The sequence below is a fragment of the Acinetobacter calcoaceticus genome (assembly GCF_051947995.1).
Taxonomy (GTDB): Bacteria; Pseudomonadota; Gammaproteobacteria; order Pseudomonadales; family Moraxellaceae; genus Acinetobacter.
In genome coordinates, this window is sequence record NZ_JBLVVH010000004.1 from 90,419 (window position 1) to 114,522 (window position 24,104).

General features: G+C 40.7%; 21 protein-coding genes. 17 read left to right on the plus strand and 4 right to left on the minus strand.

The genetic code is table 11. The annotated features are described in order from the left end of the window. Positions 1-163: 163 nt before the first annotated feature. From ACNQO6_RS09120 to ACNQO6_RS09150, 7 genes are all read left to right on the plus strand, one after another. Positions 164-3,490, plus strand: a complete 3,327-nt coding sequence (locus ACNQO6_RS09120; protein WP_440208773.1) for a type VI secretion system Vgr family protein — start codon at positions 164-166, stop codon at positions 3,488-3,490. Next, positions 3,487-5,622, plus strand: coding sequence for a LysM peptidoglycan-binding domain-containing protein (locus ACNQO6_RS09125; RefSeq protein ID WP_227614424.1), 2,136 nt, complete (start codon positions 3,487-3,489; stop codon positions 5,620-5,622). Before ACNQO6_RS09120 ends, ACNQO6_RS09125 begins: the two co-directional genes overlap by 4 nt. Before the next feature lie 20 nt (positions 5,623-5,642). After that, the gene (locus tag ACNQO6_RS09130; protein ID WP_199973420.1) at positions 5,643-5,996 is read left to right on the plus strand and encodes a hypothetical protein; all 354 of its coding nucleotides are present in this window, start codon (positions 5,643-5,645) and stop codon (positions 5,994-5,996) included. 108 nt (positions 5,997-6,104) lie between these two features. Next, the gene (locus ACNQO6_RS09135; RefSeq protein ID WP_312050263.1) at positions 6,105-6,599 is read left to right on the plus strand and encodes a hypothetical protein; all 495 of its coding nucleotides are present in this window, start codon (positions 6,105-6,107) and stop codon (positions 6,597-6,599) included. 90 nt (positions 6,600-6,689) lie between these two features. After that, positions 6,690-7,565, plus strand: a complete 876-nt coding sequence (locus ACNQO6_RS09140) for a hypothetical protein (RefSeq protein ID WP_312050223.1) — start codon at positions 6,690-6,692, stop codon at positions 7,563-7,565. An 89-nt stretch (positions 7,566-7,654) separates the two neighbouring features. After that, entirely contained in the window at positions 7,655-8,584 is a 930-nt protein-coding gene (locus ACNQO6_RS09145) for a hypothetical protein (RefSeq protein WP_440208774.1), read from the plus strand. 76 nt (positions 8,585-8,660) lie between these two features. Then, positions 8,661-9,350 (plus strand): hypothetical protein, encoded by a 690-nt coding sequence (locus tag ACNQO6_RS09150; protein ID WP_440208775.1) that lies wholly within the window; start codon positions 8,661-8,663, stop codon positions 9,348-9,350. 47 nt (positions 9,351-9,397) lie between these two features. Here ACNQO6_RS09150 and ACNQO6_RS09155 read toward each other — a convergent pair whose 3' ends face one another. Beyond that, positions 9,398-10,744 carry a PGAP1-like alpha/beta domain-containing protein gene (locus tag ACNQO6_RS09155; RefSeq protein WP_343579330.1) on the minus strand — a complete coding sequence of 449 codons (1,347 nt, stop codon included), beginning with the start codon at positions 10,742-10,744 and terminating at the stop codon, positions 9,398-9,400. Positions 10,745-11,005: 261 nt separating this feature from the next. On the opposite strand from ACNQO6_RS09155, the gene ACNQO6_RS09160 reads away from it, so the two are divergent. The 7 genes from ACNQO6_RS09160 to urtE all read left to right on the plus strand — a co-directional run bounded on the left by ACNQO6_RS09160 (position 11,006) and on the right by urtE (position 19,347). Beyond that, entirely contained in the window at positions 11,006-11,614 is a 609-nt protein-coding gene (locus ACNQO6_RS09160; protein ID WP_126687571.1) for a YqiA/YcfP family alpha/beta fold hydrolase, read from the plus strand. Next, positions 11,611-13,494 carry a DNA topoisomerase IV subunit B gene (gene parE / locus ACNQO6_RS09165; protein ID WP_009510201.1) on the plus strand — a complete coding sequence of 628 codons (1,884 nt, stop codon included), beginning with the start codon at positions 11,611-11,613 and terminating at the stop codon, positions 13,492-13,494. Before ACNQO6_RS09160 ends, parE begins: the two co-directional genes overlap by 4 nt. A 258-nt stretch (positions 13,495-13,752) precedes the next feature. Further along, positions 13,753-15,033, plus strand: coding sequence for an urea ABC transporter substrate-binding protein (gene urtA, locus ACNQO6_RS09170; RefSeq protein ID WP_440208961.1), 1,281 nt, complete (start codon positions 13,753-13,755; stop codon positions 15,031-15,033). A gap of 80 nt (positions 15,034-15,113) precedes the next feature. Further along, positions 15,114-16,736, plus strand: coding sequence for an urea ABC transporter permease subunit UrtB (gene urtB / locus ACNQO6_RS09175; protein ID WP_440208776.1), 1,623 nt, complete (start codon positions 15,114-15,116; stop codon positions 16,734-16,736). A 4-nt stretch (positions 16,737-16,740) separates the two neighbouring features. Beyond that, positions 16,741-17,811 carry an urea ABC transporter permease subunit UrtC gene (gene urtC, locus ACNQO6_RS09180; protein ID WP_440208777.1) on the plus strand — a complete coding sequence of 357 codons (1,071 nt, stop codon included), beginning with the start codon at positions 16,741-16,743 and terminating at the stop codon, positions 17,809-17,811. Beyond that, a complete protein-coding gene (gene urtD / locus ACNQO6_RS09185) occupies positions 17,812-18,639 on the plus strand; it encodes an urea ABC transporter ATP-binding protein UrtD (RefSeq protein ID WP_343579326.1) in 828 nt (275 codons plus the stop codon). A 9-nt stretch (positions 18,640-18,648) separates the two neighbouring features. Continuing rightward, positions 18,649-19,347 carry an urea ABC transporter ATP-binding subunit UrtE gene (urtE, locus tag ACNQO6_RS09190; protein WP_343579325.1) on the plus strand — a complete coding sequence of 233 codons (699 nt, stop codon included), beginning with the start codon at positions 18,649-18,651 and terminating at the stop codon, positions 19,345-19,347. A gap of 245 nt (positions 19,348-19,592) precedes the next feature. On the opposite strand, the gene ACNQO6_RS09195 is transcribed toward urtE, so the two are convergent. From ACNQO6_RS09195 to ACNQO6_RS09205, 3 genes are all read right to left on the minus strand, one after another. Next, positions 19,593-20,333 (minus strand): hypothetical protein, encoded by a 741-nt coding sequence (locus tag ACNQO6_RS09195; protein ID WP_440208778.1) that lies wholly within the window; start codon positions 20,331-20,333, stop codon positions 19,593-19,595. 83 nt (positions 20,334-20,416) lie between these two features. Next, the gene (locus ACNQO6_RS09200; protein ID WP_440208779.1) at positions 20,417-20,965 is read right to left on the minus strand and encodes an N-acetyltransferase family protein; all 549 of its coding nucleotides are present in this window, start codon (positions 20,963-20,965) and stop codon (positions 20,417-20,419) included. Positions 20,966-21,100: 135 nt separating this feature from the next. After that, on the minus strand, positions 21,101-21,826 hold the full coding sequence (locus tag ACNQO6_RS09205) for an outer membrane protein OmpK (RefSeq protein ID WP_005282348.1): 726 nt from the start codon (positions 21,824-21,826) through the stop codon (positions 21,101-21,103). A gap of 369 nt (positions 21,827-22,195) precedes the next feature. On the opposite strand from ACNQO6_RS09205, the gene ACNQO6_RS09210 reads away from it, so the two are divergent. The 3 genes from ACNQO6_RS09210 (at position 22,196) to ACNQO6_RS09220 (ending at position 24,058) form a co-directional block, all read left to right on the plus strand. Then, on the plus strand, positions 22,196-22,570 hold the full coding sequence (locus ACNQO6_RS09210; protein WP_440208780.1) for an HPF/RaiA family ribosome-associated protein: 375 nt from the start codon (positions 22,196-22,198) through the stop codon (positions 22,568-22,570). 143 nt (positions 22,571-22,713) lie between these two features. Further along, positions 22,714-23,259 carry an ankyrin repeat domain-containing protein gene (locus ACNQO6_RS09215; RefSeq protein ID WP_440208781.1) on the plus strand — a complete coding sequence of 182 codons (546 nt, stop codon included), beginning with the start codon at positions 22,714-22,716 and terminating at the stop codon, positions 23,257-23,259. Between the two features lie 31 nt (positions 23,260-23,290). After that, positions 23,291-24,058 (plus strand): transporter, encoded by a 768-nt coding sequence (locus ACNQO6_RS09220; protein ID WP_343579350.1) that lies wholly within the window; start codon positions 23,291-23,293, stop codon positions 24,056-24,058. Positions 24,059-24,104 lie beyond the last annotated feature (46 nt).

Here is a 24,104-nt window from a genome sequence, read left to right on the forward strand (position 1 = left end):
GCTTATTGGATAAAACCTGAAATGTGGCAACATATTTCGGGTTTTGTTTTCTGCATTTCTCAACAGTTTGTGCCATTTTGTTGGCCAAAAGATTTTTTTATGGACAGATAGGTCTGTTTTTTGTAAAGTTCAGCCGATTCCCCCTCCGATCTGATTATAAAAAATGCTTTTTAATATATTTAATGTATTAGAAAAAATAGGGCTAAATGCACAGAAACGTGCCATTCACGTACAATTTTCTAATCATCTACTGAATAATCAAGTTTTTTTACAGCGCATACAAGGCCAGCATCAACTCAATGTCGGGCTGGAAGCCGAATTGATTTGTCTGTCGACCAATGCCCAGATTCCTTTAAAACAATTTATAGGGGTTCAGGTCGCAGTGGATCAGGTCACCGATTCAGGACAGCTGTTCCGAACCACAGGAATCGTAACGGAAGCCAGTTACGGGCAAAGTGATGGCGCACTAACCCTGTATAAGCTGACACTTAAAGATGCGACCAGTTTATGGCATAAACGCCGTAACAGCCGTGTTTTTATGAATAAAACTGTTGTCGAGATTACTGAAGTTTTATTCAAGGAATGGCAGCAAAGAAGCGCACTTTTTGCGGCAAGTCTGAGCCTTGATCTGAATGGTTTAAGTCAGAATTATGATATTCGGCCATTTGTGATGGGGCATAATGAATCTGATTATGCCTTTCTGACTCGCTTGTGGCGCAGTGAAGGCATTAGCTGGCTGATTGATGAAGCCGAGCTGTTTGTCCCGCATTCAAGTACGCCGCTCAAAGCGCAAAAGCTCAGATTAATGGATGACAATAGCGAGTATCAGGCTTTGCCTCGACGAAGTATTCGTTATCACCGTAGCAGCGCCACAGAATTTCAGGACAGCATTACCGGTTTTGTGGCGGTTCGAAGCTTGCAACCGACGGCGGTACACCTGCAACGCTGGCAACCCGATGCCTTGGCTCAAGAAGAAGGCGCAGGTTCAGTGGTCACCACCCATAACCATTCTGAAAGCTTTGATTCCGCCAGCTTGAGTCTGGAGCAGGCGTGGCATATCAGCCCGGCCTGGATGCAGGACTTAAAGGGTGAAGACCAAGCCACGGCTTCAGGTGGTAGTCAGTTAGAAAAACTGAATCAGCAACTCAATGATATGTATGCCAGTCAGGCCAAATATTTTAAGGCGTATAGTAGTGTGCGCGATAGTCAGGTCGGGTATTGGTTTAATCTCAGGGAACATCCTGAAATTGATCAACACGAAGGGGCCGATCAAGAGTTCCTGATTATTGCCAAGCATTTTTATAATCAAAATAATTTACCCAAAGATCTGCAGCAACAGGTCAGTCAACTGCTTAGCCAGAGTCGTTGGGATCAACATGGCTATGACGAGGCAGAGCGTCAGGGCAATGAACTGACCTTGATTCGCCGTCAGATCAAAATCATTCCTGAATATGATCCAGAGTTGCATCGTCCGGTTGCCTATCCGCAACGTGCCAAAGTGGTCGGGCCTGAAGGAGAAACCATCTATGTGGATGAGTGGGGACGGATCAAGGTTCGTTTTCTGTTTACCCGCAGTGAGGATCATGGCCATGACGGTGGAGCAGGTAGTAATGACAATGACACCGACTCCGCATGGGTAGATGTGCTCACACCTTGGGCGGGGGAAGGCTATGGAGCACGCTTCTTGCCGCGTATTGGTGAAGTGGTGGTCATCGACTTTTTTGATGGCAACATTGACCGTCCTTTCGTGACTGGACGTATCCATGAAGCACAACGCTCCCCGACCAAGTTTGACGTTAAGGGACAACTGCCTGACACCAAAAAACTCAGTGGGATCCGCAGTCAGGAAGTCAATGGCAGTGGCTTTAACCAGTTGCGCTTTGATGATACTACCGGGCAGATCAGCACCCAGCTACAAAGTAGCCATGCAGCATCCCAGCTGAATCTGGGTAATTTAAGCCATCCCAAAACACAAGAAACCAGTGATGGTCGTGGGGAAGGTTTTGAGCTCAGAACGGATGCCTGGGGTGCGGTGCGGGCAGGTAAAGGCATGCTGATTAGTACCTATGCCCAGGAACAGGCGGTCGCCGATCATCTGGAGGCGGCTCAAGCACAATCCTTGCTGTCGCAGGGCTATGACAGCATGAAAATGCTCAGCGAAGTGGCTGCAAAGCAGCAGACTGATGCGCTGAATGTGATTAACCGTTTACCGAAGTTTATTCAGTCATTGGAGCTTAAATCCACGGGACAAGCACTGGATAGCACCTTAAATCTATTTAAACAAGGAATGAGTCAAGACCCGATTCATGCCTTAAAGGATTGCGGTGGTTTTATTGAAGATATTGGTGCACTCGGGGGCGATGCCAAAGGCGCAGTGGAAGAGTTCAATAGCTTCTTTAGTGATGCCAAAGATGCGGTTGAAAATCTAAAACAGTTTATCGAAAACGTCGAAGAGCATGGCGCTGATCTTGTGAAAGGCAAGCTTGCCAGTATTAAAGACCGGATAGAGCAGAATCCGTTCGAGAGTATTAAAGAGGTCGGAAAGGTTTTAGCCAATGTCGATATTAAAGATTTTGAGCTGATGAGTACCTGTGGGACTTTTAGTAAAGGGAGCAAGTTAGATATTACACCTTCTAAAGCATTGAGTTCATTACAGGGTTTTATGGAGGGTTATACCCAAGGTTTGGAAAGCAGTTCCGATACCAAGCAGCAAGAACAAGGCAAGATTTTCAGACAGGCGCTGATGTTGTTGGCATCCCCGAATGGGATTGCATTAACGACACCTGAAAATATTATTTTGCAGGCTTCTCAGGATATTGCCGAGAGTGCCAGTGGTTCAATTAACCTGAGTGCACAAAAGAATATTATCGGACATGCACAGGACAAGATCAGTCTGTTTGCAGCACAAAAGGGTTTTAGAGCTTATGCAGCAAAAGGGAAGCTGGAGTTGCAGGCGCAGGATGATGCAATAGAGGCGATTGCAAGAAAGGTGATTAAACTGATTTCTACTGAGGATAAGATTGAAATCACCAGTCCGAAAGAGATTGTCCTGACAGCAGGTGGTTCACAACTCAAAATAGATAACGATGGTGTATTCATTAGTACAGGAGGCTATTTTAAGGTTAAAAGTGGCCAAAATGTGTTTGAGAGCGGCGCTAAAGTTTCATATGAAGTTCCTGAATTACCTAACACACCAACTTTTAGTAATCGTTTAGATATTTACGATTTATTTTGGGAGAGTGATTTTAGCCAGCTTAGTTATAAAGCTTTTGTTCCTGGAACAGGCTCATTTACTTCGGGATCAATAGATGAACATGGACGGACAGGAAAAATTAGTACCCCAGATCCAACAAAGGTTCAAGTTCTGGTTGGCTCTAATGATGAATGGGGATTAGTCATTGACAGTTTTGATGAGGATGATTTCTTGATCGAGCAAAATGTGAATGATTCAGAAACGGATAATAATGTACAAGGTGGGGATTGGAAATGAATAAAAAATCATTAGTTACCATACAAATCTTAGACTTATTTGGTAGTCCAATCTCAAAAGCACAATATGAAGTAAAAAATCAGAGAACTGGGCAAGTTATTGCTGCTGGAGCGACAAATTCTTCAGGTTGTATTGTCGAAATTAGCCGAGATAAAGGCACGGCTTTAGATGTTTATATTAAAAGTATGTTCAATGGCTTGATGGTCAAGGTACAAAGCTTTGTAATGTCTAGAGATCGCATGCTTGTAAAAATTACAAGCCCAAAGGTAATGTTGGATTTAAAAACATTAACAAATCAAGGTAATAGTGGACAATATAAAAGAAAAACCCATGTTGTAAAAAAGGGTGAAACTTTATTTGAAATAGCTCAAAAAAATCATACGACAGTTCGCGCATTAGAACGTTTAAATAAAATAGATGATCCAAATAAGATTAATATTGGCCAAGTTATTAAGTTACCAGTAAATATTCCTGCTACTGGAAATAATTCACATCAAGAAAAGTCTAAACCAGCTACTCAGCAGAGAACACAACCTTCGGCTACTACTAAACAAAAACCATCACAGACTCCACCTGTAAAGCCTTCTAGTACAACACCTCAGAAAAAGCAGGAAGAAGGAATTTTTGGAGCAAATTTTGGCAGTAAAATTCTAGATCAAGTAAATGAGCTTTATGAAGAAGGTAAAAAAACGCTGAATGAAGCTACAAACGCTGCTTCCAAGATATTGACAGTTGACGATCGCAGTCAGGATGGCGGGACACCTAAAGTAGATGCACCAAATTTATGTAAAACTAACCCACAATGTATTTCAAGTGGTAAGAGTGAGCTTATTCGAGAAGTAAATATTCGTTTGGCTGGCTTTGGTGGAGCTTTACCTACGGATGAGTTTACCGAACTAACTGCAAAATGTATTAAGCAATTCCAAAGGGATTATATGGGGGTACCAGAGACGGGGAAAATTTGTGGTTCTGTTTTAGCTGCTTTAGATAAGTTTAGAGATGAATATGGAATAGCTCCCTTCTTTGATTCAATGAAATGTCCTTGTGGGGTTTGCTCGGGTTTTGGAAAAGGGCGAAATGATAATTTTGAATTTGAGAGTTATCAAAAAAGTTCAGGGCGATATATAAAGGTTACAAGACCTGCACATGAATATAAAGGTATGCATAAGAGTCTCATATGGGGGTTAAAAGCAATGCTATTTTATTTTAAAAAAATAGCTAATCCTAATGGTTATAAAATTACAGGAATATCATCAGGTTATCGTTGTATTGATAATAACTGGAAAAAAAGACGTGCAACAACTAATCATATGGGGTGTGCTTTAGATATCGTAGTTCAAAATAAAAATAATCAAGTAGTTAGTATGAATGAACTTGAGAATAAAGTAAGAACAGAATGGTTTTGTAAATATTTAAATACTAGTTTAGGCTGGTCTACAAATAAATTTGGTTTAGAGCGATTATCTGATGGGGCAACAACATGGGTGCATTTAGATGTACGAGAATTTATAGATATTTATAAAGTTGATAATCTATTTTCTGAAACTAAAGATGGTTTAAATGGTCGTTATTTTTCTCAAATTATTAAGGAAAGCAATTTGCAGAATTTATTATCATGTAGTGGTATTATTCCTGTTTCAAATAAATTGGCCGAATTAGAACAAAAGAAAAATAAACTATTTGATGAAGATGATGCAAGAAAAGCTTTAAAAATTATTTACGATAAATATGGTAAAGAAATAGCAGAAATAGTAGAAAGAATGTATAGAGCAGAGACTAGACATTTTTCTTCAGAGCAATATAAATATGGCGGAACCCCCGGTATGGAAGTACATGGTTCTGCGCCTTATTATGGTTGGGATTCATCATTATTTATTGAGCCACCTACAGGAACATGGTCAGCATATGAAAATAAAGGTTTGAGTGGATCTGGAGGGAATGCTCAAGAAAAAAATAAGAAAAAAGTATTTGTTTGTGTCTCATCTGTTTTGGTTGGTATGACATATGTTTCTGAGTACATTAAAAAATACAATGGGAATTATGCTAGATGGTTTTCAAAAGAAAAGGACAAACAAGAGGTTTATAGAAATGAATTAAGTAAAATTAAAGTTAGGATTGTATCAACATTTTAATAGATAAGGATAGTTTGCTGATGAAATTTATATGTTTTTTATTTGCTATTTTATTAACTAGCGGATGCAGTGCAAAAATAAATATTAATAGTTCAGATCAATACTCTCAATGTGATAATGATCTTAAGGCTATCATTTATAAAAATTTTGATATGAAAAAAATTAATAAGAAAGATGTTACTTTTGATTTTTCAGAAAAGGATTACATACAAATATTTGTGAAAAGTAAAAATGGGGTAAATAATGGGGCGACATTTGGATGGATTAAAATTGATAAAAAAAATAATAAATTATATAATGTTACTTATGATGATGAAAATCAAATTCCAATGAATGTTTTAGATAAAAAAGATTATATTGATAGATGTCTTTAGTTTTTATAAAGATAATCGAAATCTTAAATAAGTGTATTTATTTTGTTGATAATTTGTGTTGTGCAAATATAAGTAGGTAATTTTATGAAAGTTTTTAATCCTGTAAAAATGTATTTAGCTATATTAATGCTAACTCCTGTTATTGGTTGCTCAAGTAGTTCGTCAGTTGCCAAAGAATTTAATAAAATAGAGGAGAATGTTAAAGTAATTAAATATCCTATATCATCAAATTTTTATTCAGAATGTAGAGAAAATAAATCTGAAAAAGAATGTAGAAAAATAAGTAACATAAAAGATTATTCTTATCAGTCAACGAAAATTTTAGATGAACTTCCATTGGAAGGAAAAATTTTATCAGATAGTAGGATAAAAGATCTCAATGTAGACAATTTTAGATTTATATCTAAAGGTAATGATATAGTTTACTCTATAGCTGAAAAATATGTAGATACAGATGAAGAATCTAGTTCTGAATTTTATCTAATAAAAATAAAACCTGCGCTGGTGGTGGAGAAAATAGGTAATTATTACTCAATTGATAGCTCTGGAGTGATTAGCTATAAAAATGAGAATGGAAAGCTATTAAAGAAAAATTTAAAATAAGAATGGTGTGATATACCCCATTCGAGTTGGGGTATATCTTTTTGAAATAAAAAATGATAGTAATTGGTTTAAACTAATAGGAAGTTTGAAATGAAATTTTTAAAAACAGTAATGATTTTTTCTATTGGTTTAGTAGTATCAAGTTGCGGATTCTCTAAAGAAAACAATCAAAGTATTAAAGTTGAGCCTTGTGGTTTTGACAATGATGTAGATAATTATTACTGTAAAACGGATAAGATTAAAATTTTTGAAAAAAATATTGGAATGAAACCAGATTTTAATAAAGATTATTCTGTAATAAAAATTGATGATGGTAAATATTTTAGGTTGGCAGTTTTAAATCAAAAAAATTATAAAGTTTACCCTTTGAATTATCAAGTAAATAAGGCGAAAGCTGATTTTAATTACTCTGCTGAAAAAGATGAGTTGTGTATATCTGGGGATTTATATTCTTATAGAGATACCTATTTAAACTCAAAAGCATGCTTTAAAATTATTGATAATGCTTTTGTAAAGGTAAGTGTTATAGAAAATATGAGTCAAAAAAATAATGATAATAACTTGGTTTTTATAAAAACACCAATATCGTCTGATTTTTTCTCTAACTGTACTGAGAAAAATCCAGTGAAAAAATGTGAGCAGCTTGAAAGGTCTAATAATCGGGCATATTCTTTATCTGAGTTGAAGAAAATATCTCCTGATTTTGTGAATATATTTGATAATTCGAAAATAGATTCATTGAATGCAAATACTTTTAGATTTCTTCCTAAAATGAAAGATAGCTTTTACTCTATTGCTGAAAAGTATATGGAAACAGATGAAGGAACTAGTTCTGAATTTTATTTGATAAAAATAAAACCTGAGCTAGTGGTAGAGAAAATAGGTGATTATTACTCAATTGATAACTCTGGAGTGATTAGTTATAAAAATGAGAATGGAAAGCTATTAAAGAAAAATTTAAAATAAGAATAGTGTGATATACCCCATTCGAGTTGGGGTATATCTTTTAAAATAAAAAATGATAGTAATTGGTTTGAAATAATAGAGATTTTGAAATGAAATTTTTGAAAACAGTAATGATATTTTCTATTGGTTTAGTAGTATCAAGTTGCGGATTCTCTAAAGAAAGTAATCAAAATTATGATAGTGAAAAGAGAAGCATCTCTACTGGGGGTGTTACAAAAGAAAAAATTTCAAATTGTAATTTTGAGCAAGGTTATATTGATTTTTGTTCAGATAACTACCTAAAGCTTTATAATAATTCACTGAACCAAAAAGCAAACTTTGCTCAAAATAAAGTCGCTTTAGTAATTGATAAGGTAAGAGATACTGGGGAAGGTATACCTAGAAAGGTTAAATACTTTGTTGTATTAGATCCGACAACGAAAAGAGTATATCCATTAGAACAATCTGTTGGTTATTTTGTTAATGATAGGTTAGAAGAGATCGCAAATGAGCCTTCTAGTATTAAATTTAGTCAAAATAATAATCAAGTTTGTTTATCAGGTACAACATTTTCGCTTCAAGATAATAATATAAATGTTGAGAATGAATGTTATACATTTAATTTACATGATAAAGATTTTTTTAAAAAAGTACAAAAGCAAAAAAATATAAAATATGAAAATGTTAATCTTCCAGTTATATTTGAAAAGAAAAAATTTATGTGTAATGGAGTGAAGTGTAAAGAAAATAAACTTACAAATGATAGTTTAAAAGAAATATCAAATAATGATAAAAATAGTGAACTTCGATTTCTTGTAAATGAAAGAGGGTTTGATACAACTTATATAAATGCTTCAGCCGGTAGTAATATTTTGTATGTTTTGAAATATAGTGAGGGTGATAGTGAACAAGAAAATATATGTTTATCCTATTTTTTAGATGGGTTATTTAAAACCAAGGTGTTAGGTGAAGTTAAATCATTTAAAATTGATAGTAGTCAGAATGTATATTTCAATGGTAATAAAGTTATCTTAAATTAATTTTTTTAATAAAGCAGTGGTGCTTTTTTTATTATTTTCACTGCTTTATTATTGGTAAATTGAGGTTTTTATAACAATGTATAAATTGTGTTTTTTAAGTATGGTGATTGCTAGTAGTATTTGTTATGCAGAAGAAAGTTCTTCATGGAATGATTATTTGCAAGATTCTGCCCAAGTGAAATCACCTGTAGAGTATATAGGTGCATATAATAAGTATTCTGCCATTAGGCCTGATTTGAAAATTATGTTAAGAGATTTTGGTGATATTAATAAAACAAAGAAAGATATTAAATATACGTTAAAAAAATATGGTATCCAAGTCTTAAATGGTAAGGATGTATATGATGTACTAAGGACGGCAGTACCTTTGCAGTCTCATGTTGACTTAGCTTTACTGTACCATGATAAAGATATTTTAGCTTTTAGAACGAGAGAGTTAAGTACTGTTAATTATGTTAAAGTTCCTTTCAAAAGAAACAGCGTCTCTGTTTTTTTATATAATATAAAAAATAATAATTTTACTGAAATACCCGTAATACTCTCTAATAGTGATGAGGGTAATGAGAAAACAGATCTTCTCATGGGTGATCAGGTAACATATGATGCTAAGAAAGGACAGTATACGTATCTTGCAAATATTAAAACTTATAAAGATGGAAAAATTTCACCATTTAAGATTACTGTGAACGTTAATCTAAAATGTATTTCATCAACTTTAGGTTGCGAAACTACAGGTGTTTTGGCAGCTGAAAAAGAAACTAAATAACGAATTCAAAGTTAAAAAAGCCCAGCGATAAAGCTGGGCTTTTCTATTTAGGTCTCAACAATCCCTTCTAAGTCATCAAAGGTATAATTGTTCGGTACATTGATCATATGGGTCTGTACGCCAGCTTCCACTTTCTCTCTCGCATCAGGATACAGCCAACGTGTAATCTGCTCGGCTACGCTCGAATGATACTGGATTTCAAAATGGTTCAGCCCGTAGAAAACTGCTTTATGCGTATCGGGTAGCTTAAGTTGAAAACGTGGATTTGGATGTTCGCCTAAAGCACTTTTAACACTGACCAGATAATCACCAATCACAGAGAGTGCTTTATTACGCAGCTTCTCAAATTCTAAAGTTCCTGCAATCAGGAAAGTATTGATATGTGATGGAAGTGGTGCGGGTTTACGATTGTCATCTGCAAAACCGATACGTGCATCATTATGTTCCCAATCATCATCACGAACGCTACCGTGACGCAGATCCAGAATACCGTTACTGCGCACATTAACCAATTGACCAATCAGGCTGATAAATGGAAATGCACCAAGTTTATCCTGTAAGACAAAGCCAAAACGCTCCAGTACGGCACCATGATGTGGTGAACCGATACAGACCAGGTTCTCGACCATATGCACCCATTGATACAGATTCTGCTTGCCATAAAACAGGGCACTGCGGGAAACCAGACCGCCCATGCTATGCCCAATCAGGTCAATACTGGTAATACGCGGATTACGCTGGACCAGATCTTCCAGCGTATTGGCAAAACTACGGCCATTGGCGGAAATCCGGCGCCCTGTATTGTAGTTCAGATACAACATGGTGTTGTTATCACGTTGAGCCAGTAGGCGCTCGCCAATCCCGCCATAACGATGATTGGACCAGGTCAGATGATTCATGCATAAACCATGCGTCAGGATCACCACACGGCCGGTTAGTTCACCCTGCTGTAAAGAACCATAGTGATCATAAAGCACCATGGGCAAGGCCATGGGATTATGCTGCTTTAAAAAGAAATCGCCGAAGATGCCATTTAGTGCGCCGACTGCAAAATGTAAGGTCGGTGTCAGCGGTTTATCATGCAGGCTCGGAAATTTGGCGATAATGCGGCGTAAATTAGGGGCAAGGAAATGACTGCCGTATTTTTGCAGCGCCACATAAGAAAACTGGTAGAACTTTTGCAGTTGCGGGTGCTTTTGTAAATTCTTGGCTTTTTGTGCACTTAAACCGAGCGTTGTCCGTAATACCTCAGTTTGTACCAGTTGCACCAATTCGTGTACCCCGCTGAGGCTGGTACTGACCAACTGGGCCAACCCCTCCAGAACATCGGCCTGACTCGGGGGCGTACGGTCCCACTTGCAGTAGGTTTCATGCAGCGGTGTTAAACTTGGCATATTGTTTTCCCCATCCTTGATATATACCGAAGATTTGAAGTGATTCACTTGATACTGTTTAGGTAAACTACAACAAACGTTTACATCTTATGTCTTTCATAACTAATTTTTTTAGAATACTGATGAACGGAGTCCAGTATGGTTTTTTATGTCTGACAATGTTGAGCTTATCTGCATGTTATATTGTTATTTGCATAACAATTAAGCAAAATAATGTGATTTATTTCACTTTAAGTCAAGCCGCTGTCTTTTTTGGTGCATATGCAAATTATTTATTTACATGGTTTTCGAAGCAGTCCGATGTCGATCAAAGGGCAACAGCTGCAACAATATTGTGCAGGACGCGATGACGTTCAGGTACATTTACCTGACTTAAATCGTGCTCCTGATCAGGTACTTGCACAGCTTTCTCAGCTTATCGAAAATTTACCGCGTGATAAAGTGGTTTTGGTGGGAAGTAGTCTGGGAGGCTTCTATACGACATACCTTGTCGCAAAGTATGCTTGTCCTGCTGTACTGATCAATCCTGCTATGCAACCATGGCAACTCTTTCAAGATTTATTCGGTATTGAACAAATCCCGCTCAAAGTCACTGAATCATGGACACTTGATACAGATCAATTGCAGCAATTACAATCGATTGCTGACACGAAGTTAAAGCATGCTGATAAAATTCTGGTGCTGTTGCAACAAGGCGATGAAGTCTTGGATTATCATCAGGCTCAACGCTATTATAGTGCAGTTCATCCATCCTCATTGATTTTAACTGACGCTGGTGGTAATCATGCAATGGATGATTTTGAAGAAAAATTACCTTTAGTACTCGAATTTTTATCGGCAGCCCTCCAAAAAGGAAGTCCAACCCAGTGACACAATACACGGCCCAATCCCTTGAAGTTCTTTCTGGTTTAGATCCTGTCCGTCGTCGACCAGGCATGTATACCGATACCTCACGTCCAAACCATTTGGCGCAAGAGGTGATTGATAATGCAGTCGATGAAGCACTTGCCGGTCATGCCAACCAGATTTGTGTCACGGTCTATGAAGATGGCTCATTGTCAGTTGAAGATAATGGGCGTGGCATGCCAGTCGATATCCATCCGGAATATGGGCAAAGCGGTATCGAAATTATTCTGACCAAGTTACATGCCGGCGGCAAATTCAGTACCGATAACTATCAGTTCTCAGGTGGTTTGCACGGTGTCGGTATTTCCGTGGTCAATGCCTTGTCGACCCGTGTTGAAGTGGCGGTACAGCGTCAAGGTAACCTGTATCAAATGGCCTTTGAACAGGGTGAACCGGTTGCCCCTTTATCGGTTTTGGAAGGCAAGGTGGCAAAGCGTGCCACAGGAACAACCGTTCGTTTCTGGCCGGAAGCCAAATATTTTGACAGCCCTAAATTTGCCTTGAAGGCCCTCAAACATAATTTAAAAGCCAAAGCGGTTTTAGCTGCGGGCTTAAAAATTATTTATGACGATAAAATCAATAAAGAAAAAATTGAATGGCAGTTTGAAAATGGTCTGGTCGACTATTTGATGGACGAACTGCAAGATCGTGAAATTCTGCCTGATCCGGCCTTTGTCAGTCATGGGCAAGCGGATCGTGCAGCCTGTGAGTTTGCGATTTGCTGGAACGTAGAAGGTGGTGAACAGATTCAGGAAAGTTATGTCAACCTGATTCCCACTGCGCAAGGCGGTACCCATGTTAATGGTTTACGTTCAGGTGTAACCGAAGCGCTGCGTGAGTTCTGTGAATTACGCAATTTGTTGCCGCGTAATATGAAGTTGTCTGCGGAAGATGTCTGGGATGGGGTAAATTTTATTCTATCGCTGAAATTTCAGGAACCGCAATTCTCAGGACAAACCAAAGAACGTTTATCCAGCCGTGAAGCCTCTAATATTGTGCTGAACATTGCCAAAGATGCATTTGCTTTATGGTTGAATCAGCATGCAGAGATTGCGACCCAGCTGGCTGAAATGGCGATTGCCAAAGCGGGACGCCGTCTCAAAGCAGCAAAAAAAGTCGAGCGTAAAAAGATTGTCGCAGGCCCAGCCTTGCCTGGAAAATTGGCTGACTGTGTTGGCCTGACCCGTGAAGACAGTGAACTGTTTATTGTCGAAGGGGATTCTGCAGGTGGCAGTGCCAAACAGGCGCGCGACAAGAATTTTCAGGCGATTATGCCGATTCGCGGAAAAATCCTGAATACTTGGGAAGTGTCTTCCGATGAGGTCTTGGCTTCGCAAGAAGTGCATGATATTGCCATCGCGATCGGGGTCGATCCGGGCAGTGACGATTTGTCTGAATTACGTTATGGCAAAATCTGTATTCTGGCCGATGCGGACTCGGATGGTCTGCATATCGCAACCTTATTATGCGCCTTGTTTGTAAAACATTTCCCGACATTGGTGGAGGAAGGTCATCTGTTTGTGGCGATGCCACCACTGTATCGTATTGATATTGGGAAGGATGTGTATTACGCCTTGGATGATGATGAGCTAGAGACGATCTTGAAAAAAGTCAAAGGCAATAAAAATCCGCAAATCACCCGATTCAAAGGTTTGGGCGAGATGAATGCCAGTCAGTTGCGTGAAACCACCATGGACCCGAATACGCGTCGTCTGGTGCAACTGGATCTGGACGATGCTCATTTAACGGCTGGATTACTGGATAAATTGCTGGCGAAGAAGCGTTCTGCCGACCGGAAGCACTGGTTAGAGCAAAAAGGTAATTTAGCAGATATCAGTGTCTAAACTCCCCTTAGAAGATCGAGATCAGCCAGACAAATGTCTGGCTTTTTCATGATTAGAAATGTGGGCACAGGGTGGATGAGTAAATTTGCATCATTTTAGGTCGCTGCGTATTTTTTGTATGCAATGTTGTATACAAGATCAAAAAAAGCATCAGTAAAATTTATTAAAATTAAATGAAAACAATAGTTTGTTGTGTTGGCATAAAAATTGAATAACACCATCCAGTAAAAATCACAATATTGATGGGTGGAGAGAATGATGCAAAACAAATTGATGTCGATGTCAGTGCTCATGGCAGCCATGATGGGGATTGGTCTGGTGGGCTGTTCAAAACCGGCCAAAAAAACAGAACAAGCAAAAACGGAAGCCAAAACTGCACCTGCAGCCAGCGGTGACACCATCAAGGTTGGGATTCTGCACTCGCTTTCAGGCACCATGGCGATTTCTGAAACCTCACTGAAAGACACCGCCTTGATGACCATCAATGAAATCAATGCCAATGGTGGGGTACTGGGCAAAAAACTGGAACCTGTGATTGTCGATCCAGCTTCTGACTGGCCCCTGTTTGCAGAAAAAGCGCGTCAGCTGATTACCCAAGATAAAGTTGCGGTTATTTTTGGTTGCTGGACCTCTGTGTCGCGTAAATCCGTGTTGCCTGTGGTGGAAGAACTGAATGGCTTATTGTTCTATCCAGTGCAGTATGAAGGTCAGGAACAATCGAAAAACATCTTCTATACCGGGGCGGCTCCGAACCAGCAAGCGATTCCCGCGGTTGAATATTTGATGGGAGATGAAGGCGGTAAAGCTGAACGTTTTGTGTTGTTGGGCACCGATTATGTCTATCCACGGACCACCAATAAAATTCTTCGGGCCTTCTTGAAATCGAAGGGCGTCGCCGATACCGACATCATGGAAGAATACACGCCATTTGGTCACAGCAATTATCAAACCATTGTGTCCAATATTAAGAAGTTCTCTGCAGGTAAAAAGACGGCAGTGATCTCGACCATCAATGGTGATTCCAATGTGCCGTTCTATCGCGAATTGGGCAACCAAGGCATTAAAGCATCCGATATCCCAGTGATGGCTTTCTCGGTGGGTGAGGAAGAATTACGTGGTATTGATACCAAACCCTTGGTGGGTCATTTAGCGGCATGGAACTATTTCATGTCGGTGAAAAATCCTAAAAACACCGAGTTTGTGAATAAATTCAAACAATATGCAGTGCAATACAAACTGCCAAATGCCGACAAAGTGGTGACCAATGATCCAATGGAAGCGACTTATGTGGGCATCAATATGTGGAAGCAGGCGGTTGAGAAAGCGGGCACCACTGAGGTGGATAAAGTCCGTGATGCGATGGCCGGTCAGACCTTTGCTGCCCCATCGGGCTATACCTTAAAAATGGATGAAACTAATCACCATCTACATAAACCCGTGATGATTGGACAGATCCGTGGCGATGGCCAGTTCGATGTGGTCTACAAAACACCGCAAACCATCAAGGCGGAGCCTTGGAGTCCGTATATCCCTAAATAATTCGCTTCAAGCCTGTTGTATGGGCAGCAGGCATGTCTATTTTTCTGATCCATTTAAACCGTAACCATAAGGGGAGTTCTATGGCGAAACATTTTGTTTTGGCACTGCTCTGCATCATGGCACAGCTGATGTTGAGTCCAGCATGGGCAGAGGCCACATCCACAGCACCTGTGACGTCTACAGCTTCTCCAGATGCCATTCAGACCTTTGTAAAGGCTGACTTTGCCACGCGTCGTGCCATGCTCAATCAGTGGCCTGCCAGTATTGAACAACTGGATCAACTGGTGGCCTATATTGATCAAAATGAGTTATATAGCGATAGCTCAGGCAATACCTATCTGTTAAAAAATGATGACAAACTGTTTAGCTATCCTGAGCAGCAAGCACTGGAACAATGGCCAGCCGATCTATCTCAAGTGACGTTAGTCAATACCTTACGCAAGGCCCTGAATTTTGGTCAAGCCAAGGCCAAACTCAATTCAACAGATGCCTCACAACGTTTAGCTGCAGTTGATATTTTAGAAAATAATCTGGCTGAACTTGATGTGGCGATGGTGAAGCAGCTTTATCTGAATGAAAAAAATGATCAGGTCAAAACGCGTTTAGCACAGCTCAAAGCTCGTCTGGATTTTAACAGTGCTGATGAATTTACCAAGCTTGAAGCCGTGAAAGTCTTGGCAGATTCCAACCGTCCAGATGTATATGCACTTATTACACAGACCCTGGAACAACCACAAACTAATCCTGCATTGAAGGCAGCGTTGCTGGATGCACAAAATCAAATTAAAACCCGTTTACAAATCAGTGAGTGGTCAGGTCATGTGTTTTCAGGTCTGAGTACGGCCAGCATTTTGCTGCTTGCCGCGCTTGGTTTAGCCATTACCTATGGCCTGCTTGGGGTGATTAATATGGCACATGGTGAGCTCATCATGATCGGTGCCTATACCACTTATGTGATTCAAAGCTTTTTTAAAACCCATTTTGCTGGACTGGTGGATTGGTATCTCATCATTGCGATTCCTGCAGCTTTTCTGGTCAGTGCCTTGATTGGGATGTTGATTGAGCGCACCGTCATTCGTCCGCTGTATGGTCGCCAATTAGAGACTTTACTTGCCACTTTTGGGGTGAGTCTGATTCTGATGCAATTGGTACGCATGGTCTTTGGTGCACAAAATGTCGAAGTCTCAAATGTGAGCTGGTTGAGTGGTGGGATCGCAATGACACCGAGCCTGATGTTGCCGTATAACCGGATTGCCATCATTGCGTTTACCGTTGCAGTGTTATTGCTGCTGGTGTTCTTACTCAATAAAACCCGTTTTGGCCTATTTATCCGTGCGGTCACGCAAAACCGTCAAATGGCACGTGCGGTTGGGATTCGCTCTGCCCGGATTGATATGCTGGCTTTTGGTCTGGGGTCAGGTCTGGCTGGTTTGGCAGGCTGTGCCTTGGCACAGGTCGGTAATGTGGGGCCTGATCTTGGTCAAAACTACATTATTGATGCTTTCCTTGTCGTTGTGGTCGGTGGCGTGGGCCAAGTCTGGGGGGCGGTATTGGCAGCACTCGGACTGGGGATTAGCGGTACAGTTTTAGAGATTGGTTTAGGCGCAGTACTCGCAAAAATTATTCTCTTGGTTCTTGTGATTTTGTTTATCCAAAAGCGTCCACAAGGTTTGTTTGCCATCAAAGGCCGTTTTGTGGAGTAAGCCAATGAAAATCACTTCCTTATTTGCCGACAAGCCCTATAGTGCGGTGGCGATTGCAGTTTGTTTCGGCGTGCTTTTACTGTTGCCATGGCTACACCTGTTGTCTCCTGACTCTGCATTTTACTTGTCCGCTTATTGGATCACCCTGATTGGCAAGATCATGTGTCTGGCTTTGGTCGCTTTGGCACTGGATCTGGTCTGGGGCTATGCCGGGATTCTAAGCTTGGGACATGGTTTGTATTTTGCCTTGGGCGGTTATGCTTTTGGCATGTACCTCATGCGTCAATCCGCAGGCGATGGTCTGCCTGATTTTATGCGCTTCCTCAGTTGGACCGAGTTGCCTTGGTATTGGATCGGCACGCAGCATATTGCCTGGGCCTTGGCACTGGTCGTGCTTGTTCCTGGATTGATTGCATTTATTTTTGGTTTTTTTGCCTTTCGCTCCAAAATCAAAGGGGTGTATTTCTCCATTATTACTCAAGCCATGACCTTTGCCGCAGCCTTGCTGTTCTTCCGCAATGAAACAGGCTTTGGGGGCAATAATGGTTTTACAGGCTTTAAAACAATTTTGGGTTTTGATATTACCTCTGCACCAATGCGTGCAACCTTATGCTTTGTCACAGCGTTGATGTTGATGTTGTGTTTCCTCGGTCTACGCCAGTTGATGAATCGTCCTTATGGTCGCGTGCTCGGCGCAATCCGCGACAGTGAAAATCGCTTGCAATATCTCGGTTATCGCACGTTGTGGTACAAGCTATCTGCATGGGTATTGTCTGCGGTGATTGCAGGCATTGCCGGGGCGTTGTATGTGCCACAGGCAGGCATCATCAATCCAAGTGAAATGAACCCAGTCAACTCAATTGAAATGGTGGTGTGGGTGGCTGCGGGTGGACGTGGCACTTTGATTGGTCCGATTTTAGGGGCAGGTTTAATCAATGCCGTGAAAACCTATTTTACTGTGGCTGCGCCAGAAGCATGGTTATTGATCTTGGGTGCGCTATTTATCGTGGTGACCTTGTTCTTGCCTAAGGGTGTGATTGGTGTATTCGACCGTTTTAAAAAGGAGCGTGATTAAATGAGTGATGTATTAATAGACGCTGCTCAACATGGCGGTCAACTGGGTGAGGGCTATGGACGCGCCAAGCCGCAAGGTGTGGATTTTAGTCACGGCATTGCCTTATATCTGGAAAAAGTCAGTGTCTGGTTTGATTCATTTCAGGCCCTGAATGATTTGTCACTTTACATTGCCGAGGGGGAGTTACGCTGCATCATCGGGCCGAATGGCGCAGGAAAAACCACCCTGATGGATGTGATTACTGGTAAAACCCGTCCGACCACAGGCACCGCATTTTTTGGGCAAAACTATGATCTTGCCAAAATGAGTACCGAGCAAATTGCGGAAGCGGGGATTGGACGTAAATTCCAGAAACCAACGGTGTTTGAAAATTTTACCGTGATGGAAAATCTACTGCTGGCAGCACCACGAGATAAGCGGGTGAAAAAAAGCTTTTTTTCCCGTTTAGATCCAGAAGCGCAGTTGGCCCTGGATGAAAGTCTGGAACAGATTCGTTTAAAGGAATTTGTGCAAAAGCCAGCAGGTCTGCTCTCACATGGACAAAAACAGTGGCTGGAAATCGGCATGTTATTGATGCAACGACCGAAGTTGATTTTACTGGATGAGCCTGTTGCAGGCATGACCGATGCTGAAACCGAGCGCACGGCTGAACTGTGTCTGGAACTGAAAAAAAATCACACGCTGGTCGTAGTTGAACATGACATGAGTTTTATTGACACCATCAGTGAAAAAGTCACGGTCTTGGCGCAAGGCGCGATTCTGGCTGAGGGCACATTGGCAGAGGTTCAGGCCAATGAAGATGTGATTGAAAAATATCTAGGGCGTTAGGAGAGACACATGCTAGAAGTGAAACAAATTAATCAGTTCTATGGTGGCAGTCATATTCTGCGTGACGTGTCTTTTAAAGCGCCTGTGGGTGAGTGCAGTGTGGTACTGGGTCGTAATGGTGTGGGCAAAACCACTTTACTGAAATGCCTGATGGGGATTCTGCCGATTAAGTCAGGGCAAATCCTATTAGATGGCAAAGACATTGCTAAAATGTCCCCTGAGCAACGGGTACGTGCGGGATTGGCCTATGTGCCGCAAGGTCGTGATATCTTTTCGACTTTAACGGTAGAAGAAAATATTTTAATTGGCATGGCTAAATTCTCAGGGGCCAAGACCCGTAAGGTGCCAAGCCATTTATATGAGATTTTCCCTGTGCTGGATGAAATGAAACACCGCCGTGGTGGTGATTTATCCGGTGGTCAGCAACAACAGCTTGCGATTGCTCGAGCGTTGGCTTCGGAGCCAAGTGTTTTGATTTTAGACGAACCCACCGAAGGGATTCAGCCCTCGATTATTAAGGATATTGGTCGGGTGATTCGTAAGCTAGCGGATCAAGGGGAGATGGCGATTATTTTGGTGGAGCAGTTTTATGATTTTGCTGAAGAGTTGGCGGATGCGTATACCGTGATGGCACGTGGGCAGGTGATTGCACAAGGGCGGGGGGAGGAGATGCCTGAGAAGGGAATTCGGGAGTTGGTGGCGATTTAGTATTTCTTGGCTAACAGTTACTTTATCCTTATTCTAAGGAATGTATCTTTAGGATGGTCCTTACTTTTGAGAGATCAAAAGTAAGCAAAAATTTTTTGTTCGACTGACGTTACATCCTGAGCAATTCTAAAGCATGGCTTTGGAAGCAGCGTAAGGCAGTCGAACATGGCGACATCTATATCGCCTATCACGATAGTGAATGTTGGGAAAATGCAATTTAGAACATTAAAGGGTTGGCACAAGGTTTATTTGTCTTCAACCTTATAAAACGTTCCGCCCGCATAGACATTATGTCCAAAGCCGCATGAGGACTCGCCATTGTGCTGTTCAACCTCAATTTTTTGTCCAAGCTTTGCGTCATTGGCGAATTGAAGTTTAATCACACAGTCTTCATTGCGATAGCTGGCCTGTTTTGACTTGAGGGACATGCTGGTTTCAAACTGTCCCATATTGGGACCATAGATCAGGCCGCGTGGACCAAAATAGTAGCCATCGAAGGCAATCTGATATTGATTCTGTTTTTTGCTGACCTTGATATAGTCCCATTGCCCAAAGCCATTGGCGCGAACATAAGTCCCTTGTAAATCAGAAGATAGCTTTGGTTTTGGGAGCTGTTTTAAATTGTATTGGCTGGTTTTCGAGTCTTTATCACGTAAAAACCAGACTCTAGCCCATTGCGGCTTACCGAGTTTGGCATAACTTAAACCGACATTATTATTGGCAATTTCAATCTCTCGGTCACTGACCTTAATCCCGCTTTCATCTGCATTGGCCTGACAGAAATGTGCCCATGCGGCTTGGTCTTCGAATTGCTTGGCTGCTTTAAGATATTGCTTTTGATCGTAAAACTTTTTACCTGCTTGGGCATATTGTTTCACTTTGGCACAGCCTTGTTGCAATTCTTGCTCGAAGGAAAGTTCTGCAAAGCTGGCACTTGAAGCAAGGACGATTGTGAGGCATAGGCCGAGTTGGGATATTTTAATCATTGTGGCTATTTTTGAAATAAAGTATGTCTTTCATTTTAAGTCAAAAATTGCTGTTAGGAACGTATTACAAAAGTGATATTTTATTAGGCTTCTGTGAGTTGCAGTTGCATCCAGACTAAATCCCGCCATTGTCCAAACTTTTGACCCACTTGTGGCATATACCCTGTTTGCACAAAGCCCAATTGTTCATGCAGCACAATCGAACCCTTATTTTCACTGTCAATGGCAGCGACCATAATATGCATGTTTTGTTGTTTGGCGAGATGAATGAGCTGTTGCATCAAGGCTTTGCCCAGACCTTGGCGAGCATAACTTGGATCAACAAAAACAGAATGTTCAATGCTTTGGCGATAACCGCTGATCGCACGAAACGCTGCGTAATAGGCATAACCAGCTACTTGATGGCTATTCAGGTCTTCGACCACAATCATGGGAAACTGCTGTTGCTGCATGCCGTAAAAACGTTGCTGATAATCAGCTAAGGAAACAGCCTGATCATTCCAGTTGGCTGTGCCATTTAAAATTTCATGATTATAAATCGTGAGAATGTGTTCGAGGTCATCTGTTGTGGCAAAGCGAATGCGGAAATGTGCGGCTAAGGTTGAAGCGGCAAGTACGATATTTTCAGACATAAGCAAAGGTCATCAAATTAGACAAAATAAACAGATGGGATGCTGACAGGACAAAAGATCAACTGACATTTATATTCGGGGATGCAAACAAAAACAGCAAGGAAATCCTTGCTGTTTTTTAACATTCTAATCTGATTAGAAGTGGTATTTGATCAAAGCGCTGACATTGTTTTCGTCACGGTTTTTCATACCGAACTTGTTATTCCAGACTGAATGCTCAACACCTAAATAGAGGCGAGTATCAGGTGAAATGTGTTTACCCACGTTCCACTTGTATTGTGTCGTCCAGTTCAGTTCACTGGCGTGATCTTTTTCACCTGTCGACCAGTCAAGGAAACCATCGACGAGGAAATCTTCATTGGAGACTTTAAATGGCAATGCATAAGCAATGGTCATTTGATAGTCATCTGATGTGTTTTCGTTGTTGGCACGGTAGAAGTTCACATTTGCATATTGGAAATATGGAACTGCAAGATCAAAGCCTACGCCGTACAAGAAGTTGTCAAAACTGGAAAAGTCATCATTGTTGCTTTCCCATGTGGTTGAAATCAAAACATCTTTAACCGGACCAAAAGCAAGTTTGTGACCTGAAATCTCGCCTAAGCTAAAACGTGGAGAGAGTTCGAAATAAGTCACTTTATGATCTTCGTTACCACGCATGCGATCCATAAAGAAAAACACATCGGCATATTTGACTTTTGCCGCATATTCAACCGTTAAAGTGGTTTGTTTTTCATCAACAACCTCGTAGTTTTCCCCATACAAACCGGTCAGGCTAAAGTCCTGCCAGATAGGCTTTGCCTGAGCGAAAGCTGCTGTAGATACCAATAAACATGCTGCTGTAACTTGCTTCAATTGCATTTAAAAATCTCCCCCCAAAAAGGCGTGTAAAGCATACAAGGTATTAAGCAAAAATAAAGCCAAATTTGACCAAAGGTACAAAATAATTGTAGAGCTCGGGCCAAAAATAAAGTCGTGTAAAGTTAAAGCGGTTTTTGTTTAAGTTTTAATAAAAATGTCAAAAATCAGCTTGCATATTTCTGAGGAAAGACAGATATTGGAACTATAGAAGATCTTCTTACATACTGAAAATCAACAGATGCTAAGCGAGGAGACCACAAGCATTTACATAATCAAAATATACAACTGCACTGAATGACCGCATGCTCAAAGTGTGCTGAATAAGAAAGTTTTGTAGCACCGTCTCACAGAAAAGAGAGGAAGATATTTATGAATATTGAAATCCGTACAGATAAAAACATTCAAGGTAGTGAACGTTTAATTAGTTATGTTCGTGCAGAACTTACACAGGAATTCCAACGTTATAGTGAGCGTATTACGCACTTTTCGGTTCATATTAGTGATGAAAACGGGGATAAATCGGGCGATCATGACAAACGTTGTATGATTGAAGCCCGTCCAGCAGGCATGAAGCCTGTTGCAGTGACACATAAAGCGCCAAATATTGATCACTCGATTCATGGTGCGATTGATAAATTAAAACGCAGTCTGGAGCATCTTTATGAGAAGAAAGATCATCACCGTGGCGGTTTACCAGAATATGTCGATGCAGATGAAGATGTCAAAGTAGACGACGAAGCGTAAAAATAAACGTATAAAAAAGGCCTCATTTGGGGCTTTTTTTATGCCTGTATCAAATTTCTACATGATTTTTTAGATGGTTTTATAAAATCCTGTCAGGATATTCGGCATAATACATTCATTAAAAAATATTGTGAGAACTGGTCATGTTAAATAAGCAACAGCAGGCCTTGGTGCAAGCCATACAACAACTCGATTTAGACCAAGTGCAATCTTTACTTGCTGAAGGACTCGACCCGAATTTTATTGAGCCTGAACAGGGGCCGCCTGTATCCGTGATTTGTGATGGTTTATTTACCTGGTGGGAAACAATTTGTGAAGCGTATGAGGCAGGCCAGCCATTAAGCGAAGAAGAAAAGCAACAAACGCTTCAAGTCTATCTGGATATTTTGGATGCCTTGATTCAGGCCAAAGCCAATTTGCATTTATGGGATGCTGAAGAATTTTATGGCCCGCTTTGGGATGCAGCAAGTTCGGCTTGTGTGCCTGTGGTACAACGTTTACTCGAAGAAAAAGTAGATCCAAATACTCGTGATGAAGAGGGTTTAACCGTTTTATCTTCAATTAGCCAATTATTCTTTGATTGTGAATTTGATGAAATTGACTGGTCAGAATCATTGCCAGAAGAACGTGCAACACTGGAATTGTTACGTCAGCATGGCGCAAAAATGTCAAAAGAGCTAGGCGCTTAAGCCCAGCCGATATAACAGAACGAGGAACATGATGAAAATATTTCAAACTTTAAGCGTAGTTGCCGTATCGATGATGGCAGGCAGCGCTTTTGCGGCTGATTTTTCTTTTGACCGTCCCGGTGCCGGTATGGGCACAGGCATTACCCCGGTTGGCAAATTGGCGTGGGAACAAAGCTTGCCAAGCGTCAGTTATCAGGAAGGTAATGTCGATGGGGTAAAAGATAAAACCCTGACCTTAAATGGCGATATGTTGTTGCGTACCGGTCTGGCAGATGGCCTTGAATTGCAATTGGGTTGGCAAGGTCCAGTCTGGCAGCAATACAAGCGTGCCGGTATGAAAAAAGAAACCAATGGTTTAGGTGATGTCAGCATTGGTTTGAAAAAAGCGATTGATTTAAAAGATGACCGTTTATCTATGGCTTTGTTGGCAGAAGCCATCATTGCAACCGGTAATGATGAATTTACCAACCATGATGATATTTATAGCCTCACCTCAGCGGTTGCCTATGAGTTTAGCGACTTGATTGGCACATCGATTACCATGCGTTATGAAGCACAAAACAGTAATTGGGCAGTGACTGCCGTACCAACGATTGATTATAAGATCGCGGGTAAACTTTCTGGTTTCTCTGAATTTATTTACCGTAAAGCCGAGAGTCAAGACTATGAATATGGTCTAGGTACCGGTCTGGTCTATGCCTTGAATAATCGTACCCAGCTGGACGCTAGCATTGGGGTTGATCTCAATGGCAACCAGAAAAGCTATAACGGTGGCTTCGGCGTATCGGTTTTATTCTAATAATAATGCTCCTGAATTCTCCTAAATTCACTTCTACATAAGTGGG

Bases quoted from the DNA above. Each gene is read 5' to 3' on its own strand.
- ACNQO6_RS09220 (WP_343579350.1), top strand. From the start codon at position 23,291: ATGAAAATATTTCAAACTTTAAGCGTAGTTGCCGTATCGATGATGGCA.
- ACNQO6_RS09125 (WP_227614424.1), top strand. From the start codon at position 3,487: ATGAATAAAAAATCATTAGTTACCATACAAATCTTAGACTTATTTGGT.
- ACNQO6_RS09160 (WP_126687571.1), top strand. From the start codon at position 11,006: ATGCAAATTATTTATTTACATGGTTTTCGAAGCAGTCCGATGTCGATC.
- ACNQO6_RS09135 (WP_312050263.1), top strand. From the start codon at position 6,105: ATGTATTTAGCTATATTAATGCTAACTCCTGTTATTGGTTGCTCAAGT.
- ACNQO6_RS09210 (WP_440208780.1), top strand. From the start codon at position 22,196: ATGAATATTGAAATCCGTACAGATAAAAACATTCAAGGTAGTGAACGT.
- urtE (WP_343579325.1), top strand. From the start codon at position 18,649: ATGCTAGAAGTGAAACAAATTAATCAGTTCTATGGTGGCAGTCATATT.
- ACNQO6_RS09120 (WP_440208773.1), top strand. From the start codon at position 164: ATGCTTTTTAATATATTTAATGTATTAGAAAAAATAGGGCTAAATGCA.
- ACNQO6_RS09150 (WP_440208775.1), top strand. From the start codon at position 8,661: ATGTATAAATTGTGTTTTTTAAGTATGGTGATTGCTAGTAGTATTTGT.
- ACNQO6_RS09205 (WP_005282348.1), bottom strand. From the start codon at position 21,826: ATGCAATTGAAGCAAGTTACAGCAGCATGTTTATTGGTATCTACAGCA.
- ACNQO6_RS09195 (WP_440208778.1), bottom strand. From the start codon at position 20,333: ATGATTAAAATATCCCAACTCGGCCTATGCCTCACAATCGTCCTTGCT.
- ACNQO6_RS09130 (WP_199973420.1), top strand. From the start codon at position 5,643: ATGAAATTTATATGTTTTTTATTTGCTATTTTATTAACTAGCGGATGC.
- ACNQO6_RS09140 (WP_312050223.1), top strand. From the start codon at position 6,690: ATGAAATTTTTAAAAACAGTAATGATTTTTTCTATTGGTTTAGTAGTA.
- ACNQO6_RS09145 (WP_440208774.1), top strand. From the start codon at position 7,655: ATGAAATTTTTGAAAACAGTAATGATATTTTCTATTGGTTTAGTAGTA.
- urtD (WP_343579326.1), top strand. From the start codon at position 17,812: ATGAGTGATGTATTAATAGACGCTGCTCAACATGGCGGTCAACTGGGT.
- urtC (WP_440208777.1), top strand. From the start codon at position 16,741: ATGAAAATCACTTCCTTATTTGCCGACAAGCCCTATAGTGCGGTGGCG.
- urtB (WP_440208776.1), top strand. From the start codon at position 15,114: ATGGCGAAACATTTTGTTTTGGCACTGCTCTGCATCATGGCACAGCTG.
- urtA (WP_440208961.1), top strand. From the start codon at position 13,753: ATGCAAAACAAATTGATGTCGATGTCAGTGCTCATGGCAGCCATGATG.
- ACNQO6_RS09155 (WP_343579330.1), bottom strand. From the start codon at position 10,744: ATGCCAAGTTTAACACCGCTGCATGAAACCTACTGCAAGTGGGACCGT.
- ACNQO6_RS09200 (WP_440208779.1), bottom strand. From the start codon at position 20,965: ATGTCTGAAAATATCGTACTTGCCGCTTCAACCTTAGCCGCACATTTC.
- ACNQO6_RS09215 (WP_440208781.1), top strand. From the start codon at position 22,714: ATGTTAAATAAGCAACAGCAGGCCTTGGTGCAAGCCATACAACAACTC.